Source organism: Pseudomonas sp. AIG, assembly GCF_977020205.1.
In genome coordinates this window covers 21145-38117 of the sequence record NZ_CDROCK010000020.1, presented here as the reverse complement: position 1 = coordinate 38117, position 16973 = coordinate 21145, and the positions used below count along the sequence as shown (strand labels likewise).

Here is a 16973-nt window from a genome sequence, read left to right as displayed (position 1 = left end):
GGATGTTCGGCTGTATGAATAAGCTTTCCATGCTCGGGGCGGTAATGATGCTGCTCGCGAGTCACTCAGCAGTAGCGGCCATGGGGCCGTTCGAGATCTACGAACAGGCGTTGCGCAATGACCCGGTGTTCCTCGGGGCGATCAAGGAGCGTGACGCCGGCCTGGAAAACCGCGCCATTGGCCGCGCCGGATTGCTGCCGCGCATTGGTTACACCTACAACAAGGGCCGTAACACGTCGAAAGCTACGTCTCTCGATGAGCGCGCGCGCAACCGTACCGACGACCGTAACTACAGCAGTTACGGCTCGGCCCTGACGCTGCAACAACCGTTGCTCGACTACGAGGCCTATGCCGCGTATCGCAAAGGCGTCGCGCAGTCGCTGTTCGCCGATGAAAACTTTCGCGGCAAGAGCCAGGAACTGCTGGTTCGCGTGCTGGATAACTACACCAAGGCGTTGTTCGCGCAGGACCAGATCGACATCGCCCTGGCGAAAAAGAAGGCTTACGAGCAGCAGTTCCAGCAGAACGAGCACATGTTCAAGCAGGGCGAGGGCACGCGCACCGACATTCTTGAGGCTGAGTCGCGCTATGAGCTGGCGACCGCCGAGGAGATCGAGGCGCGTAACGAGCAAGACGCGGCGCTGCGTGAACTGGGCGCACTGGTAGGCACGCCAGCGGTGGATATTGGTGATCTGGCACCGCTCGATCAGAACTTCCAGACCTTCGCGCTGATGCCAGCCAATTACGACACCTGGCACGAGATGGCGGTGAGCAATAACCCGAACCTGGCCTCGCAGCGTCAGGCAGTGGAAGTCGCGCGGTATGAAGTGGAGCGTAATCGCGCCGGGCATCTGCCGAAAGTCAGTGCTTACGCGTCGATGCGCCAGAACGAATCGGAAAGCGGCAACACCTACAACCAACGCTACGAAACCAACACCATCGGTTTTGAAGTCAGCGTGCCGTTGTATGCCGGTGGCGGGGTCTCGGCGTCCACGCGTCAGGCCAGCCGAACCATGGAACAGGCCGAGTACGAGCTTGATGGCAAGACGCGCGAGACGCTGATCGAATTGCGTCGGCAGTTCAGCGCTTGCCTGTCCGGGGTGAGCAAATTGCGCGCTTATCAGAAAGCGCTGAGCTCGGCGGAAGCGTTGGTGGTGTCGACCAAGCAGAGCATTCTCGGTGGTGAGCGGACCAACCTCGACGCGTTGAACGCCGAGCAGCAACTGTTCACCACCCGTCGCGATCTGGCGCAGGCGCGGTACGACTATTTGATGGCCTGGACCAAATTGCATTACTACGCCGGGACGCTGAACGAGCAGGATCTGGCGCGGGTGGATGAGGCTTTTGTTGTCGCTCAATAGCCCTCACCCTAACCCTCTCCCAGGGGGAGAGGGGACCGATTGGGGGATATTGCAGAAGTACACCGACCTGATCGAGCGTCACTGAATCCAACATCGACCGGTTTTCCAGGTCGACGTATGACGCAAGCCCCCTCGGTCAGCCCCCTCTCCCTCAGGGAGAGGGCTGGGGTGAGGGGCAATGCTTTACCGAATCCACAATCGACCCGGTTTTCCAGGTCGACGTATGACGCAAGCCCCCTCGGTCAGCCCCCTCTCCCTCAGGGAGAGGGCTGGGGTGAGGGGCAATGCTTTACCGAATCCACAATCGACCCGGTTTTCCAGGTCGATGCATGACGCAAGACACCTCGGTCAGCTCCCTCTCCTGGGGGAGAGGGCTGGGGTGAGGGGAACAGGCAACACCGCAAAAGAACCTGCATAAAACAATAAAAGTGAGTGGTGAACATGGACGTACGCATCAAGCCGATTTCGGTCGGCACCCTGCTGCTTGTGATTTCTGCAACCCAGGCTCAGGCCCAATACCTCGAAACCGGCCAACCCGGCGATCCCGCCAGTTGGCGCAGCGCCGAATTCCTCCGCGACTGGGGACTGAGCCGCATGCAGGCCGAGCAGGCGTACGCCGCCGGCATCACCGGCCAAGGCGTGAAAATCGGCGCCCTCGACTCCGGTTTCGATGCCGCCCACCCGGAATTCGCCGGCGATCGGTATCACCCGGTCACGGCCAGCGGCAGCTACATCGACGGCTCATTGTTCAACGTCAATGGCACCCTCAATCCCAATAACGACTCTCACGGCACCCATGTCGTTGGCACCATGGGCGCCTCGCGCGATGGCAGCGGCATGCACGGCGTGGCGTACAACGCGCAGATCTTTGTCGGCAACACCAACAAGAACGACAGCTTCCTGTTTGGCCCCAACCCCGATCCGCGCTATTTCAAAGCGGTTTACGACGCGCTCGCCGACGCCGGTGTGCGTGCGATCAACAACAGCTGGGGCAGTCAGCCGCCGGATGTCAGCTACCGCACCCTGGCCGATCTGCACGCTGCTTACGCCCAGCACTGGAACAAGGGCACCTGGCTCGATGCGGCAGCGGATGTGTCCCGGCGCGGTGTGATCAACGTGTTCAGCGCCGGCAACAGCGGCTATCCGAATGCCAGCGTGCGTTCCGCGCTGCCCTATTTTCAGCCGGATCTGGAAGGACACTGGCTGGCGGTATCGGGCCTCGATCAGAGCAATCAGCAGAAGTACAACCAGTGCGGCCTCGCCAAATACTGGTGCATCACCACGCCGGGGGCGAAGATCGACAGCACCATTCCCGGCGGCGGTTACGCGATCAAGTCCGGCACCTCGATGTCGGCGCCGCATGCAACCGGCGCACTGGCGCTGGTGATGGAACGCTACCAGTACATGAACAATCAGCAGGCCCTCGAAGTGCTGCTGACCACCGCGACGCAACTGGACGGCTCCGTCACCGAGGCACCGACCGAGCGGGTCGGTTGGGGCGTGGCCAATCTGAATCGAGCGATGCGCGGGCCGGGGCAATTGCTCGGTGCGTTTGACGCCAGTCTGGCGGCCGGGCAGCGCGATGTCTGGAGCAATGACATCTCCGACAAGGCGCTGATTCAGCGTCAGGCCGAAGACCTCGCGGAACACAGCGCCTGGCAGCAAACCCTGCAGGACAAGGGCTGGCAGAACGGCATTGCAGCCGGCGCGAGCCAACAGGATCAGACTGACTACGCCATCGGCACCGCTCGCGATGCAGCGGCGGCGAATCGGCTGTACCAAGGCAGCCTGATCAAGTCCGGCGGCGGCCAGTTGATCCTCACCGGCGACAACACCTATCGCGGTGCGACCACGGTCAATGGCGGCTTGCTCACGGTCAACGGTTCGCTGACTTCCGCTGTCACGGTGAACGACAGCGGCACCCTCGGTGGTTCCGGGCGGATCGGCGCGTTGACTGCCAACAGCGGCGGCCGCGTGGCGCCGGGCAATTCCATCGGCACCTTGAACGTGGCCGGTGATGTGACCTTCGCCCCGGGCTCGACCTACGCCGTTGAACTGTCGCCGACCAGCAGCGACCGTATCGTTGCCGGCGGCACCGCCAATATCAGCGGCGCCACCGTCAGCCTGTCGTTGGAAAACAGCCCGACGCTGCTCAGCACTACCGAGGTGCAGAGCTTGCTCGGGCGCCAGTTCGACATCCTGCAAGCGGCCGGTGGCATTCGGGGCCAGTTCGGTGCGGTGCTGCCGAATTATGTGTTTATCGGCGGCAGCCTCGACTACGCCGGCAACGGTATCCAACTCAATGTCGAGCGTAATGCGACAACGTTCGGCAGCGTCGGCCAAACGCCGAATCAGCGCTCGGTGGCGGCTGCGGTCGAAGGTCTGGGCGCCGGCAATGCGGTGTATGAAAGCCTGTTGCTCTCGCCAACAGCCGCTTCGGCGCAACAAGCGTTCCAGCAGTTGAGCGGCGAGATTTACCCGGCGTTGAGTTCGATGTTGATCAATGACAGCCGCCAGTTGCGCGACGCGGTGGGCGAGCGCTTGCACGAGACCAACGCGGCGCAAAGCAACGGCTGGGTCAAGGCGCTCGGCGCGTGGGGCACGACCGACTCAAGCCACGACACGGCGGGCTACAACACTTCGATTGGCGGCCTGCTGGCCGGTGTCGACGGTGCGCTCGACGAGCAGACCCGCATCGGTCTGGTCACCGGTTACAGCGACAGTTCGTTGAGCATGGGCTCGGGCACGCATTCCTCGGCCAAGGTCGACAGCTATCACCTCGGCGCATACGCCGGTCGTGAAATCGGCGCCTGGCGTTTGAGCACCGGCGCGGCCTACAGCTGGCATCGCGCCGATGTGAAACGCGACCTGCAATACGGCGAGGTCAGCGGCAAGCAGAAAGCCAAGGTCGACGCGGCGACCACGCAAGTGTTCGGCGAGGCGGCTTACCGCGTGCACCTGCAACCGCTGGCGCTGGAGCCATTCGCCAACCTGGCCTACGTGCATCTGGACACCGAAGGTTTGACCGAGAAGGGCGACGCGGCCGCGCTGAAAAGCTCGGGCGATCAACGTGACGCCGTGCTGAGCACCCTCGGCGTGCGGGCGATCAAGACCTTCAACCTTTCGACGCAACAATCGCTGGACGTGAGCGCTCATGTCGGCTGGCAGCACAGCCTCAGCGACATCGATTCCGAGCAGCATCTGCGCTTTGTCAGCGGCGGCACGCCGTACGCGGTGGAGAGTTCGGCGCTGGTGCGCGATGCCGCGCTGGTTGGCGTGCAGGCCAGCCTGGCGTTGAGCAAGGACGTACGGGTGAACCTTGATTACAACGGACAACTGGCCAATCGCGAAAAGCTTCATGGCGTTGGCTTGAGCCTGAACTGGCAGTTTTAACCGCCGCGCTCCGATCGTTCCCACGCTCTGCGTGGGAACGCCTCTAGGGACGCTCTGCGTCCAGTGACGCGGAGCGTCACGGGCTGCATTCCCACGCAGAGCGTGGGAACGATCATTGCTCTGTGTGGCAACGATCAGGATTTTTCGCAACATCACTAAGGAAGGTCGCTGGATGAATAACAACAATACCCCCGCGCAAACGGGAGGCCGCTTTGCCCTGAAAACCCTCACGCTCGCCGTGCTCTGTGCCATCGGCACAGCTCATGCGGCGCCCTATGTGGAGAGCGGTCGCACGGGCGATCCATCGAGTTGGCGCAGTGCCGAGTTCCAGGCCGATTGGGGCCTGGGCGCGATCGGTGCCGATCACGCCTACGCCGCCGGCTATACCGGCAAAGGCGTGAAACTGGGGATCTTTGACCAGCCGGTGTACGCCGCGCACCCGGAGTTTTCCGGCAGCAATAAAGTCGTCGCCCTGGTCACCAGCGGGATCCGCGAATACACCGACCCGTACATCCCGGTCAAAGCCGGCGATGCGTTCCGCTATGACGGTTCGCCCTCGGTTGGTTCCGACGGCAAACTCGGCGCCCACGGCACCCACGTCGGCGGTATCGCCGCCGGCAGTCGTGACGGCGGGCCGATGCACGGCGTGGCGTTCGGTGCGCAGATCATCAGCGCCGACAACGGCGACCCGGGACCGGAAGACGGCATCGTTCGCGGCAACGACGGCGCGGTGTACAAGGCCGGCTGGGACGCACTGATCGCCAGCGGCGCGCGGATCATCAACAACAGTTGGGGCATCGGCATCACCGACCGTTTCGACCTCGGCGGCCGCGATCCGGCCTATCCGCATTTCACCGTCAATGACGCACAGTTGCAGTTCAACGAGATCCGCACGCTGCTCGGCACTAAACCCGGTGGTGCCTACGACGGCGCAATTGCCGCCGCGCGCAGCGGCATCGTGACAATCTTCGCCGCTGGCAACGACTACAACCTCAACAACCCGGATGCCATCGCCGGCCTCGGCTATTTCGTCCCGGACATCGCGCCGAACTGGATCACCGTCGCCGCGTTGCAGAAGAACCCGGATCTGGCCAGCGCCAACCCGTACATCATGAGTACGTTCTCTTCGCGCTGCGGCTACACCGCGAGTTTCTGCGTCTCGGCGCCGGGCACGAAAATCTTCAGCTCGATCATCGAAGGCACCAACGCCGACAACCTGACCACCGGCTACAAAACTACAACGGCACCTCGATGGCCGCGCCGCACGTCGCCGGTTCCATGGCGGTGCTGATGGAGCGCTTCCCGTACATGAGCGGTGATCAAGTCGCGACGGTCTTGCGTACTACCGCCACCGACCTCGGCGCGCCGGGCATCGACGCCTTGTACGGCTGGGGCATGATCAACCTGCGCAAAGGCATCGACGGTCCGTCGATGTTCGTCACCGAGCAGGACATTCCGGCGGAATTCCGCATTGACGGCGCTTACGGCTCCGGCCAGTTTGTCGCGGATCTGCCGGGCATCGGCGCGATCATCGATCAGGGCAAGCCGACCGAACGCGTGTGCACCGACATCACTTGCGGCCTCGACACCTGGCGCAACGACATTTCCGGTCACGGCGGTTTGACCAAGCAAGGTATCGGCACGCTGGTGCTGACCGGCAACAACACTTACAGCGGCCCGACCCTGGTCAATCAGGGCCGCCTGGCCATCAACGGTTCGCTGCAGTCGGCGGTGACGGTGAATGACGGCGGTATCCTCGGCGGCAACGGCCACATCGGCGCGCTGTCGGTGAACAGCGGCGGTACGGTCGCGCCGGGTAACTCCATCGGCACCCTGAACGTGGCCGGTGACGTGACGTTTGCACCGGGTTCGACCTACGCCGTAGAGCTGTCGCCGACCAGCAGCGACCAGATCATCGCCACTGGCAAAGCGGTCATCGAAGGCGCCACGGTAAGCATGTCGCTGGAAAACAGCCCGACGCTGCTGACCACCAATGAAGTGCAAAGCCTGCTCGGCACGCGCTACAACATCCTGCAAGCGGCGGGCGGCATTGAAGGGCGCTTCGGTCAGGTGTTGCCGGATTACGCCTTCCTCGGCGGCACGCTGGCGTACTCGGCGGATGGCATCCAGTTGGCCGTCGGGCGTAACGATGCCTCGTTCGCCAGTGTCGGCCTGACGCCGAACCAACGCGCTGTCGGTGCGGCGGCTGAACGGCTGGGCGCCGGCAATGCGTTGTTCGAAACCCTGTTGCTGTCGCCGAATGCGGCGTCGGCGCAGCAAGCCTTCCAGCAACTGTCCGGCGAGATTCACCCGGCCATCGGCACGATGCTGATCAACGACAGCCGTTACCTGCGCGAAGCGGTGGGCGAGCGTCTGCGCGAACGTGATCTGTTCAATGCCGGCGCACCGACCGACGACCGCAGCAATGCCTGGGTCAAGGTGTTGGGTTCGTGGGGCAAGAGCGATGGCGGGCATGACAATGCTGACTCCAACAGCTCCATCGGTGGCCTGCTGGCCGGTGTTGACGGCCTGATCGCTGAAGATACCCGTCTCGGTTTCGTTACCGGTTATAGCGACAGCTCGTTGAGCATGGGCAGCGGCACGCACTCGTCGGCGTCGGTCGACAGCTACCACTTGGGTGCATACCTGGGGCATCAGATCGATGCGCTGCGTCTGACCGTCGGCGGCGCCTACAGTTGGCACCGTGTCGACGTCAAACGTGACCTGCAGTTCGGGGACGTGAGCGGTAAACAAAAGACCAAACACGATGCCGCAACCACTCAAGTATTCACCGAGGCCGCTTATGATCTAGGCCTGCAACCGATGAATCTGGAGCCGTTCGCCAATCTGTCCTACGTGCACCTCAACACTGAAAGCTTCACCGAAAAAGGTGACGCGGCAGCGCTGAAGGGCGGCGAGGACAACCGCGATGTGGTGCTGTCGACCCTCGGCGTGCGCGCCAAGCGCAGCTTCGCCCTGTCGGACCAGCATCAACTGGAGCTGGGTGCGAGCCTCGGCTGGCAGCACAACCTGAGCAGTGTCGACGCTGACAGCCATCTGGCGTTCGCCAACGGCAACAGCGCGTTCACCGTGCAGAGCGTGTCGATGGATCGTGATGCCGCGGTGGTCGGTGTGCGTGCGGGTCTGGCGCTCAACCGCGATGTGCGGGTGAACCTCGATTACAACGGACTGATCGGTGACAACGAGAAAGACCACGGTGTGGGTCTGACCCTGGATTGGCAGTTCTAAAGAGTACTGGCAGTTCTAAGGCGTGCTGGCAGCTCTGCAAGGAGCTGCCAGTCATTTGAAGGAAGAGAGAGCACAACATGGGACTGTTCGATTATAAAAATGCCGATGGCAAAGCGTTGTACAGCGACGCCATCGCACTGACGCTGTATGCCTACACGCCGACCGGCAAACCGTTACCGGCCACCGCTTGGGCGCCGCTCACAGCGACGGCACTGGGTTATCAGGGCAAGGTCGGGCCGCAGGGCACGATCTTCGGCGAGAAGGACGGCTTCACCAGTGCCGAAGCCGAAGTGCTCGGCAAATACGACGCTGCCGGCAAACTGATCGGCATCGGCGTGGCCTTTCGCGGCACCGGCGGGTTGGGTTACAGCGATACGTTCGGCGACCTGAAAAACAACTTGCTGGCCGCCATCGGGCCGTCGGATTACGCGAGCAACTACGCGAAAAACGCCTTCGACAATCTGCTCAAGGCTGTCGCGGCGTTCGCGATTGCCAACGGCATTGCCGCCAAGGACGTGCTGCTCAGCGGTCACAGCCTCGGCGGGCTCGGCGTCAACAGCGTCGCCGAATTGAGCGCGAGCAACTGGGGCGGCTTCTTCAAGGACGCCAACTACATCACCTTCGCCTCGCCAACCCAGAGCAGCACTGGCAATAACGTGCTGAACATCGGCTTTGAGAACGACCCGGTGTTTCGCGTACTCGACGGCACCACGTTCAGCACGGCCTCGATGGGCAAGCACGACAAGCCGCACGATTCGACCACCGACAACATCGTCAACTTCAACGACAACTACGCGTCCACCGCGCAGAACCTGGTGCCGTTCAGCATCATCAATCCGCTGAACTGGTCGGCCCACAGTTCGCTGGGCTATGCCGATGGCTTGAATCGGGTGATCGATTCGACGTTCTACAACCTGACGCATAAAGACTCGACGATCATTGTCTCCAATCTGGAAGAAGCGTCTCGCGGCAAGACCTGGGTTGAAGATCTTGGCCGCAGCGGCGAACCGCACACTGGCAGCACTTTCATCATCGGCACGCAGAGCAACGACTGGCTCAAGGGCGGCGCGGGCAACGACTTCCTCGAAGGCCTGGGCGGCAATGACCGTTTCCGTGATGACGGTGGCTACAACATCCTGCTCGGCGGCCAGGGCCACAACACTTTCGAACTGCAGAAACCGTTGCAGAACTTCAGCTTCGCCAACGACGGTGACGGCACGCTGTACGTGCGCGACGCCTACGGCGGCATCAGCATGACCCGCGACATCGGCGCGCTGGTGAGCAAGGAGTCGGGTTCGTGGTGGGGCAGCAAGGAGATCACTTGGGGCGTCACCGCCAAAGGCCTGACCAATGGCAGCGAGCTGACCCAGTACAACCACTCGCTGAGCGGCGATGGCTACGGCAATGCGCTGCACGCCACGGCCGACGGTGACTGGCTGTTCGGCCTCGGTGGCGATGACCAACTGATCAGCGACAAGGGCCATGTGACCTTTGTCGGTGGTGCGGGCAACGACGTGATGACGGCGGTGGGTGGCAACAACACCTTCCTGTTCAGCGGCGCGTTCGGCTTCGACGCCATCAACGGTTATCAGGGCAGCGACAAACTGGTGTTCATGGGCGTTGAAGGTGCGGGGCAGGGCTATGACTACAAGCAGCACGCGTCGCAGACCGGCAGCGATACCGTGCTGAAGATTGGCGACTACGCCGTGACCCTGGTCGGGGTGGGAGTGGCTAACCTGTCGGACTCCAGTTTCATGTTCGCGTAGATCCAATGTGGGAGCGAGCTTGCTCGCGAATGCGTAGTGTCAGTTGAAGTACTCGTACCTGACGCACCGCTTTCGCGAGCAAGCTCGCTCCCACAGTAAACAGCAGTAAGTAGTACTGAAATGCTCCGGGGCGTCCCCGTGGGGCGCCCTGGCTGTGAGCTATCTCTAACAATTCCAACAAGAGAGAGGCAATAGCAATGGGTGTGTATGACTACAAGAACTTCGGCACAGCCGATTCCAAGGCATTGTTCAGCGATGCCATGGCGATCACGCTGTATTCCTATCACAACCTCGATAACGGCTTTGCGGCCGGTTATCAGCACAACGGTTTCGGCCTCGGCCTGCCCGCCACGCTGGTCACGGCGCTGCTCGGCGGCACCGGTTCACAAGGGGTGATTCCCGGTATTCCGTGGAACCCCGATTCGGAAAAACTCGCCCTCGACGCCGTGAAAAAGGCCGGATGGACGCCGATCACTGCCTCGCAACTGGGCTACGACGGCAAGACCGATGCGCGGGGAACCTTCTTCGGCGAGAAGGCCGGTTACACCACCGCCCAAGTGGAAATCCTCGGCAAGTACGACGCTCAGGGCCATCTCACCGAACTCGGCATAGCCTTTCGCGGCACCAGCGGCCCGCGGGAAAACCTGATCCTCGACTCCATCGGCGACGTGATCAACGACCTGCTCGCCGCCTTCGGCCCCAAGGATTACGCCAAGAACTACGTCGGCGAAGCCTTCGGCAATCTGCTCAATGATGTGGTGGCGTTTGCCAAGGCCAACGGCCTCAGCGGCAAGGACGTACTGGTCAGCGGCCACAGCCTTGGCGGCCTGGCGGTCAACAGCATGGCCGACTTGAGCGGCGGCAAGTGGGGCGGTTTCTTCGCCGATTCCAACTACATTGCCTACGCCTCGCCAACGCAAAGCAGCACCGACAAAGTGCTCAACGTCGGCTACGAAAACGACCCGGTGTTCCGTGCCCTCGACGGCTCGACCTTCACGGGTGCCTCGATCGGCGTGCACGACGCGCCCAAGGCCTCGGCCACCGACAACATCGTCAGCTTCAACGATCACTACGCCTCGACGGCGTGGAATCTGCTGCCGTACTCGATCCTCAACATTCCCACCTGGATCTCGCACTTGCCGACCGCTTACGGCGACGGCATGAACCGGGTGATCGACTCTAAATTCTATGACCTGACCAGCCGCGACTCGACGATCATCGTCGCCAACCTCTCGGACCCGGCGCGGGCCAACACCTGGGTGCAGGACCTCAACCGCAACGCCGAAACCCACAAGGGCAGCACGTTCATCATCGGCAGCGACGGCAACGACCTGATTCAGGGCGGCAGCGGCAACGATTATCTGGAAGGCCGCGCCGGCAACGACACCTTCCGCGACAGCGGCGGCTACAACGTCATCCTTGGCGGGCAGGGCAGCAACACCCTCGACCTGCAAAGCGCGGTGAAGAACTTCGACTTCGCCAATGACGGCGCCGGCAATCTCTATGTGCGCGACGCCAACGGCGGGATCAGCATCACCCGCGACATCGGCAGCATTGTCACCAAGGAACCGGGCTTTCTCTGGGGCCTGTTCAAGGACGATGTGACCCACAGCGTCACGGCCAGCGGCTTGAAAGTCGGCAACAACGTCACCGCGTATGAGTCCAGCGTCAAAGGCACCAGCGGCGCCGACACGCTGAAGGCGCATGCCGGCGGCGACTGGTTGTTCGGGCTGGACGGCAACGATCGCCTGATCGGTGGCGCGGGCAACGACGTGTTTGTTGGTGGTGCCGGTAATGACCTGATGGAATCGGGAGGCGGGGCGGATACGTTCCTGTTTAACGGTGCGTTTGGGCAGGATCGGGTGGTGGGGTTTACCGCCAACGACAAACTGGTGTTTCTCGGGGTGCAGGGTGTTTTGCCGGCGGAGGATTTCCGGGCTCATGCTGCGACTGTCGGGCAGGACACGGTGCTGACGTTTGGCAACGATTCGGTGACGTTGGTTGGGGTGTCGCTGAACAGCTTGAGTGCTGACGGTGTTGTGATTGCCTGATGTTGATGGGGCGCCGGTAAGGGCCCTTTCGCGAGCAAGCTCGCTCCCACAGGGGATTTGTAAACGACACAGATCCGGTGTGGGAGCGAGCCTGCTCGCGAAGAACGATAATGCGGTTTAAAAGTGACTCGACAACCATTCCCTGACTCAAACCCCTGCAAAACAGGAAATGCGGCCTAAAGCCAGCACGTGCGCACACGTTCTATAGCTAGCCGCCATCGAGTACAGGAGATTCAAACGTGAAAGGTTTCAAGGGGTATATCGGGTTTGTTGCACTGGCGCTGGGTTCGGCCAATGTCTGCGCCGATCTGCCTCAAAGTTCGATTCTGAGCCGTTACGGCATCACCACCGACCAACTGCCGAGCCCGCCGAAAACCGAGGCGGTCGAGCCGGTTGAAGAGAAAAGCCGCTTTCAGATTCAGCCCGAACAACCGTTCGTGACCCTGCGCCTGGGCGACGGCAAGCAGCCGCAAACCACCGGCAATCTGAGCATTGACCGCATGGCGCAGCAGGATCTGGAACGTTGCCGACGCTTGCAGGGTGAAGTGGTCAAGCGGGGTGGCACGTACATGCCGTGCGATGGCAGCCTCCCGGGCATGCCGACCTTCGAATAACACGTAATGATCGTTCCCTCGCTGATCGTTCCCACGCTCTGCGTGGGAATGCCTCAACGGACGCTCCGCGTTCGGCTCTGGATGGGACGCAGAGCGTCACGGGCTGCATTCCTTTGCTGCGCGTGGGAACGATCGACACGAGCGAAACCTAGTCTTCTTCGCGAACGGTCGCCACTTCATCGGCACGGACCTTCACCTTGGCCCCGGAAATATCTTCGAATTCATAGAAGCCGTCCTTGGTTTTGGTCTTCGGCATGTCCTTGGTCAGATACTGGGTGCCGTTCTGCAGGGTGACCACCGTCGGGGTCGAGCAACCGGCCAGTGCCAGCGCGGCAACGACGGCGAAAGGGATGCCCAGTGACTTGATTTTCATACCCACCTCTAAATCCTCATTCGATGTGATGCCGAGCATTGTCGGCCCTCTAACGCGGTTGGTGCCATCCCCGGAGGAAAAGTTCGATAACCCGGCGAAAAAATGCCATTGATCATTTTCCGTTTGCACCGGGCAGGGCACAGCTGGTATCTGTACGCATAACCAGTACTCGCTCGCCATGGCCCTGAATTCCCGTGACTGCCAATCCCCTCGACGACCCGTTCTATTACCTTAACAACTTCCGGCAAGTGCTTGATTGGCTTGAGCTTCGCTATACCGATGTGATGAGCGAAACGGAACACGCGTTCATCCGCGACTTCAAGGCCTTGCCACGTACGTCGCAGGGTTTGCTGGTGCGGATGGTGATGCGCAAGGGCGTGCACTTTCGGGTCGGCAAACTCAATTACGCTGAAATCGGTGACATCGCCGAGGCCGCGCAACCGTTGCTGGCGCATGGCTGGATCGACGAACACGCGCCGTTGACCCTCGCCGAGTTATTCGCCGTGCTGCTCAAAGCCGAGCTTGTGCAAGCCTTCGGCGCCGCCATCGAGCAGCCCAAGGGGCGCAAGGACGACTGGCTGCCGCTGTTGGTCGAACAGTTCAGTGAAATGCGCAGCCTGCGCGACTGGGCGCCAATGCTTGATGACCGCTTGTTCAGCCTGACCCTCATGGACCTGTGCGACCGCTTGCGTCTGATGTTCTTCGGCAACCTGTATCAGGACTGGTCGGAATTCGTCCTCGCTGACCTGGGCATCTTCACCTATGAAAAAGTCGAATTCTGCGCAGACTCGCGAGGCCTGCGCCGCCGCGAAGACGTCGACGCCTGCCTGTACCTGCACGACTGCCAATTACGCTTCGAGGCCGGCGAACCGCTGGAAACCATCGTCGAGCAAGTCAGTGCGCTGCACTTCGACAACCCGTGGCTGCAACGGCGGCGCGGCAAGGTGCTGTTCCAGATCGGCCAGTATTGCGAACGTCTCGGCGAGTTGGCCCTGGCCCTGAGTATTTACCGCGCCTGCACCTATCCCGGCGCCCGTTTGCGCATGATTCGTGTGCTGGAACGCCGCGGCGAATACCCGTTGGTGCTGGAGCTAGCGACGCTGGCGGAGCAAGCGCCGGAAAGCGCCGCCGAGCAGCAAGGCCTGCAACGCATATTGCCAAGGGTGCGGCGAAAACTCGGTGGCCCGCCGCTCAAACGTGCAGCCGCCAGACCGGTCGAGCGACTGGACCTGCAGTTGCCGCGCAGCGATCCTGCGTTGTCCGTGGAGTTTTACGTGCAGGCGCATTTGCACGATGACGAGGGCCCGGTGCATTACGTAGAGAACAGCCTGATCAACTCGCTGTTCGGCCTGTTGTGCTGGCCGGCGATTTTCGCGCCGTTGCCCGGGGCGTTCTTTCACCCGTTCCAGCGCGGCCCGGTGGACCTGCTCAACGAAGATTTCCAGCAACGTCGCGCAGAGCTGTTTCAGGCGTGTCTGAGCGAGCTTGACGACGGTCGATACGCTGCGACCATTCGCCAGCGCTTCATCGACAAGTGGGGTATCCAGTCGCCATTCGTGTTCTGGGGCGCGCTGAATGAGACGTTGCTGGAGCAAGCACTGGCCTGCTTGCCGGCCGAACACCTCAAGCACTGGTTCAACCGTTTGTTGCTCGACATCAAGGCCAACCGCGCCGGCATGCCTGACCTGATCCAGTTCTGGCCGCAGCACAAAACCTATCGGATGATTGAAGTGAAAGGCCCCGGCGATCGCTTGCAGGACAACCAACTGCGCTGGCTCGAGTTCTGCCATCAACACCAGATGCCGGTGGCGGTGTGCTATGTGCAATGGGCGGAGCAGAGCGCTTGAGCTACAGCATTGCCGTGCGCGCATTGTGCGAGTTCACCGCCAAGACCGGCGACCTCGACCTGCGCTTCACACCATCACCCACGGCCCTGGAAGGCATCGCCGGCCACCGCACCGTGGCCTCGCGGCGCAGCGAAAAGTATCAAAGCGAAGTGGCGCTGGAAGGCGAGTTCCTGCAATTGAAGGTCAAGGGCAGGGCGGACGGCTACGACCCGGCGCAAAACTGCCTGGAAGAAGTCAAAACCTACCGTGGCGACCTGAGCAAGCAACCGGCCAACCACCGCCAGTTGCATTGGGCGCAGGCGAAGATCTACGGCTGGTTGATGTGCCGCAAACTCGAGCTTGAACAGATCAATCTGGCGCTGGTGTATTTCGACATCGTCAGCGAAAAAGAAACCTGCCTGGTCGAGGCGTTCAGCGCTGATGCGTTGAAAGCGTTTTTCGAGCAGCAATGCACGCTGTTCCTGCAATGGGCCGAACAGGAAATGGCCCATCGCGAGGCGCGCAATCTGGCCGCGCAACAACTGGCATTTCCCCATGCGGATTTTCGTCCCGGTCAGCGGCATCTGGCCGAGTCAGTGTTCAAGGCCGTCAGCACCGGCCGCTGCCTGATGGCCCAGGCACCGACCGGCATCGGCAAAACCCTCGGCACGCTGTTCCCGATGCTCAAAGCCCTGGCGCCGCAGCAACTGGACAAGGTGTTCTTCCTCACCGCCAAGACACCGGGGCGAAAACTGGCATTGGATGCCAGTCAGGTGTTGTTCGATCAATCGCCAGCCTTGCCCTTGCGGGTGCTGGAAATGGTCGCCCGCGACAAGGCCTGCGAACACCCGGACAAAGCCTGCCACGGCGAATCTTGCCCGTTGGCCCAAGGCTTTTATGATCGCCTGCCTGCCGCGCGCGAGGCGGCCAGTCGACTCCAGTTGCTCGATCAAGCGGCCATGCGCGAGGTCGCCGCGCAGCACGCGGTGTGCCCGTATTACCTGAGTCAGGAGATGGCCCGTTGGGTGGATGTGGTCATCGCCGACTACAACTATTACTTCGACTTCAGCGCCATGCTGTTCGGTCTCGCCCAGCTCAACCAATGGAAAGTCGCGGTGCTGGCGGACGAGGCGCACAATCTCGTCGAGCGGGGCCGGCAGATGTACAGCGCCAGTCTTGATCAGTTCACGTTGGGCAGTGTGCGCAAAACCGCACCGGCGGCGCTGAAAAACTCCCTGCAACGGATCAACCGTGAATGGAACGCCCTGCATGCGCCGCAACTGGCGGCCTATCAGGCTTACGACAAGGCGCCGGAAAAACTTCTGCACGCGATCTCGTTATGTTGCGCGGCCATCGGCGATTACCTCAATGATCATCCGCAGGGTCTCGACAGTGCCTTGCAGAATTTCTACTTCGACCTGCTGCAATTCGCCCGGGTCGCGGAGCTGTACGACGCGCATTACCTGTTCGACATCAGCAAGCGCGACCTCGACCGCAAGAAGCCGCTGTCACAGTTGTGCCTGCGCAACGTGGTGCCGGCCGCGTTCATCGGCCCACGCCTGAAAGCGGCGCGCAGCAGCGTGCTGTTTTCCGCGACCCTCAGCCCGCGTCACTATTACGCCGATTTGCTCGGCACCCCCGCTGACACCGTGTGGATCGATGTCGAGTCGCCGTTTTGCGCCGAGCAGTTGCAGGTACAGATCGTCAGCCGCATCTCGACGCGCTTCAACCATCGTCAGGCTTCGCTGGAGCCGATCGTCGAGCTGATCGCGCGGCAGTTCAGCGAGCGCCCCGGCAACTATCTGGCGTTTTTCAGCAGCTTCGATTACCTGCAACAAGTGGCGTCGTTGATGGCCGAGCGCTATCCGCACATCACCCTCTGGCAGCAATCGCGGGGGATGCTCGAAGGCGCGCGACAGGCCTTTCTCGATCAGTTCACCGCGCACAGCCAGGGTATCGGCTTCGCTGTGTTGGGCGGCGCATTCGGCGAGGGCATCGATTTACCCGGTGCGCGGCTGATCGGCGCGTTTATTGCCACACTGGGGCTGGCGCAGTTCAATCCGGTCAACGAACAACTCAAATACCGCATGGCGGCGATCTTCGGCGCCGGTTATGACTACACCTACCTGTACCCCGGCGTGCAGAAGGTAGTGCAAGCCGCCGGGCGAGTCATCCGGACCCGCGAGGATCGCGGCGTGGTGATGCTGATTGACGACCGCTTTGCCGAGAGCCGGATCAAACAACTGCTGCCGAGTTGGTGGGCCATCAAAAATGAGCCGGCCGCTTCCCAATTCGCCGGATTGACGCATACTTCCGATCATGACAATGGCTGGTGAGTGT

At 61.7% G+C, this 16973-nt stretch carries 9 protein-coding genes and 1 pseudogene; 9 read left to right on the top strand and 1 reads right to left on the bottom strand.

The genetic code is table 11. The features are described 5' to 3' along the window. Window positions 1-2 precede the first annotated feature (2 nt). From ACWR1S_RS13625 to ACWR1S_RS13595, 7 genes and pseudogenes are all read left to right on the top strand, one after another. Window positions 3-1361 carry a TolC family outer membrane protein gene (locus tag ACWR1S_RS13625; protein WP_454563856.1) on the top strand — a complete coding sequence of 453 codons (1359 nt, stop codon included), beginning with the start codon at window positions 3-5 and terminating at the stop codon, window positions 1359-1361. A gap of 441 nt (window positions 1362-1802) precedes the next feature. After that, window positions 1803-4754: an autotransporter serine peptidase EprS gene (gene eprS / locus ACWR1S_RS13620; RefSeq protein WP_454563855.1), complete on the top strand. Its 2952-nt coding sequence runs from the start codon at window positions 1803-1805 to the stop codon at window positions 4752-4754. A 172-nt stretch (window positions 4755-4926) separates the two neighbouring features. After that, window positions 4927-6089, top strand: a pseudogene (locus ACWR1S_RS13615) (S8 family peptidase); the annotation flags it as partial. After that, complete coding sequence (locus tag ACWR1S_RS13610; RefSeq protein WP_454563898.1) at window positions 6063-8003, top strand: autotransporter outer membrane beta-barrel domain-containing protein; 1941 nt, start codon at window positions 6063-6065, stop codon at window positions 8001-8003. The pseudogene ACWR1S_RS13615 and the gene ACWR1S_RS13610, both read left to right, overlap by 27 nt. Window positions 8004-8080: 77 nt before the next feature. Next, window positions 8081-9769, top strand: coding sequence for a polyurethane esterase (locus tag ACWR1S_RS13605; protein ID WP_454563854.1), 1689 nt, complete (start codon window positions 8081-8083; stop codon window positions 9767-9769). A 197-nt stretch (window positions 9770-9966) separates the two neighbouring features. After that, window positions 9967-11820: a polyurethane esterase gene (locus ACWR1S_RS13600; protein ID WP_454563853.1), complete on the top strand. Its 1854-nt coding sequence runs from the start codon at window positions 9967-9969 to the stop codon at window positions 11818-11820. A gap of 239 nt (window positions 11821-12059) precedes the next feature. After that, a complete protein-coding gene (locus ACWR1S_RS13595) occupies window positions 12060-12434 on the top strand; it encodes a hypothetical protein (protein WP_454563852.1) in 375 nt (124 codons plus the stop codon). 148 nt (window positions 12435-12582) lie between these two features. Here the strand turns inward: ACWR1S_RS13595 and ACWR1S_RS13590 are convergent, their stop codons facing one another. Next, entirely contained in the window at window positions 12583-12807 is a 225-nt protein-coding gene (locus ACWR1S_RS13590) for a YgdI/YgdR family lipoprotein (RefSeq protein ID WP_077572987.1), read from the bottom strand. A gap of 194 nt (window positions 12808-13001) precedes the next feature. On the opposite strand from ACWR1S_RS13590, the gene ACWR1S_RS13585 reads away from it, so the two are divergent. Together ACWR1S_RS13585 and ACWR1S_RS13580 are read left to right on the top strand one after the other, a co-directional pair. Further along, the gene (locus tag ACWR1S_RS13585; RefSeq protein WP_454563851.1) at window positions 13002-14654 is read left to right on the top strand and encodes a VRR-NUC domain-containing protein; all 1653 of its coding nucleotides are present in this window, start codon (window positions 13002-13004) and stop codon (window positions 14652-14654) included. Continuing rightward, the gene (locus ACWR1S_RS13580) at window positions 14651-16969 is read left to right on the top strand and encodes a helicase C-terminal domain-containing protein (protein ID WP_454563850.1); all 2319 of its coding nucleotides are present in this window, start codon (window positions 14651-14653) and stop codon (window positions 16967-16969) included. Before ACWR1S_RS13585 ends, ACWR1S_RS13580 begins: the two co-directional genes overlap by 4 nt. The last annotated feature ends 4 nt before the right edge of the window (window positions 16970-16973 follow it).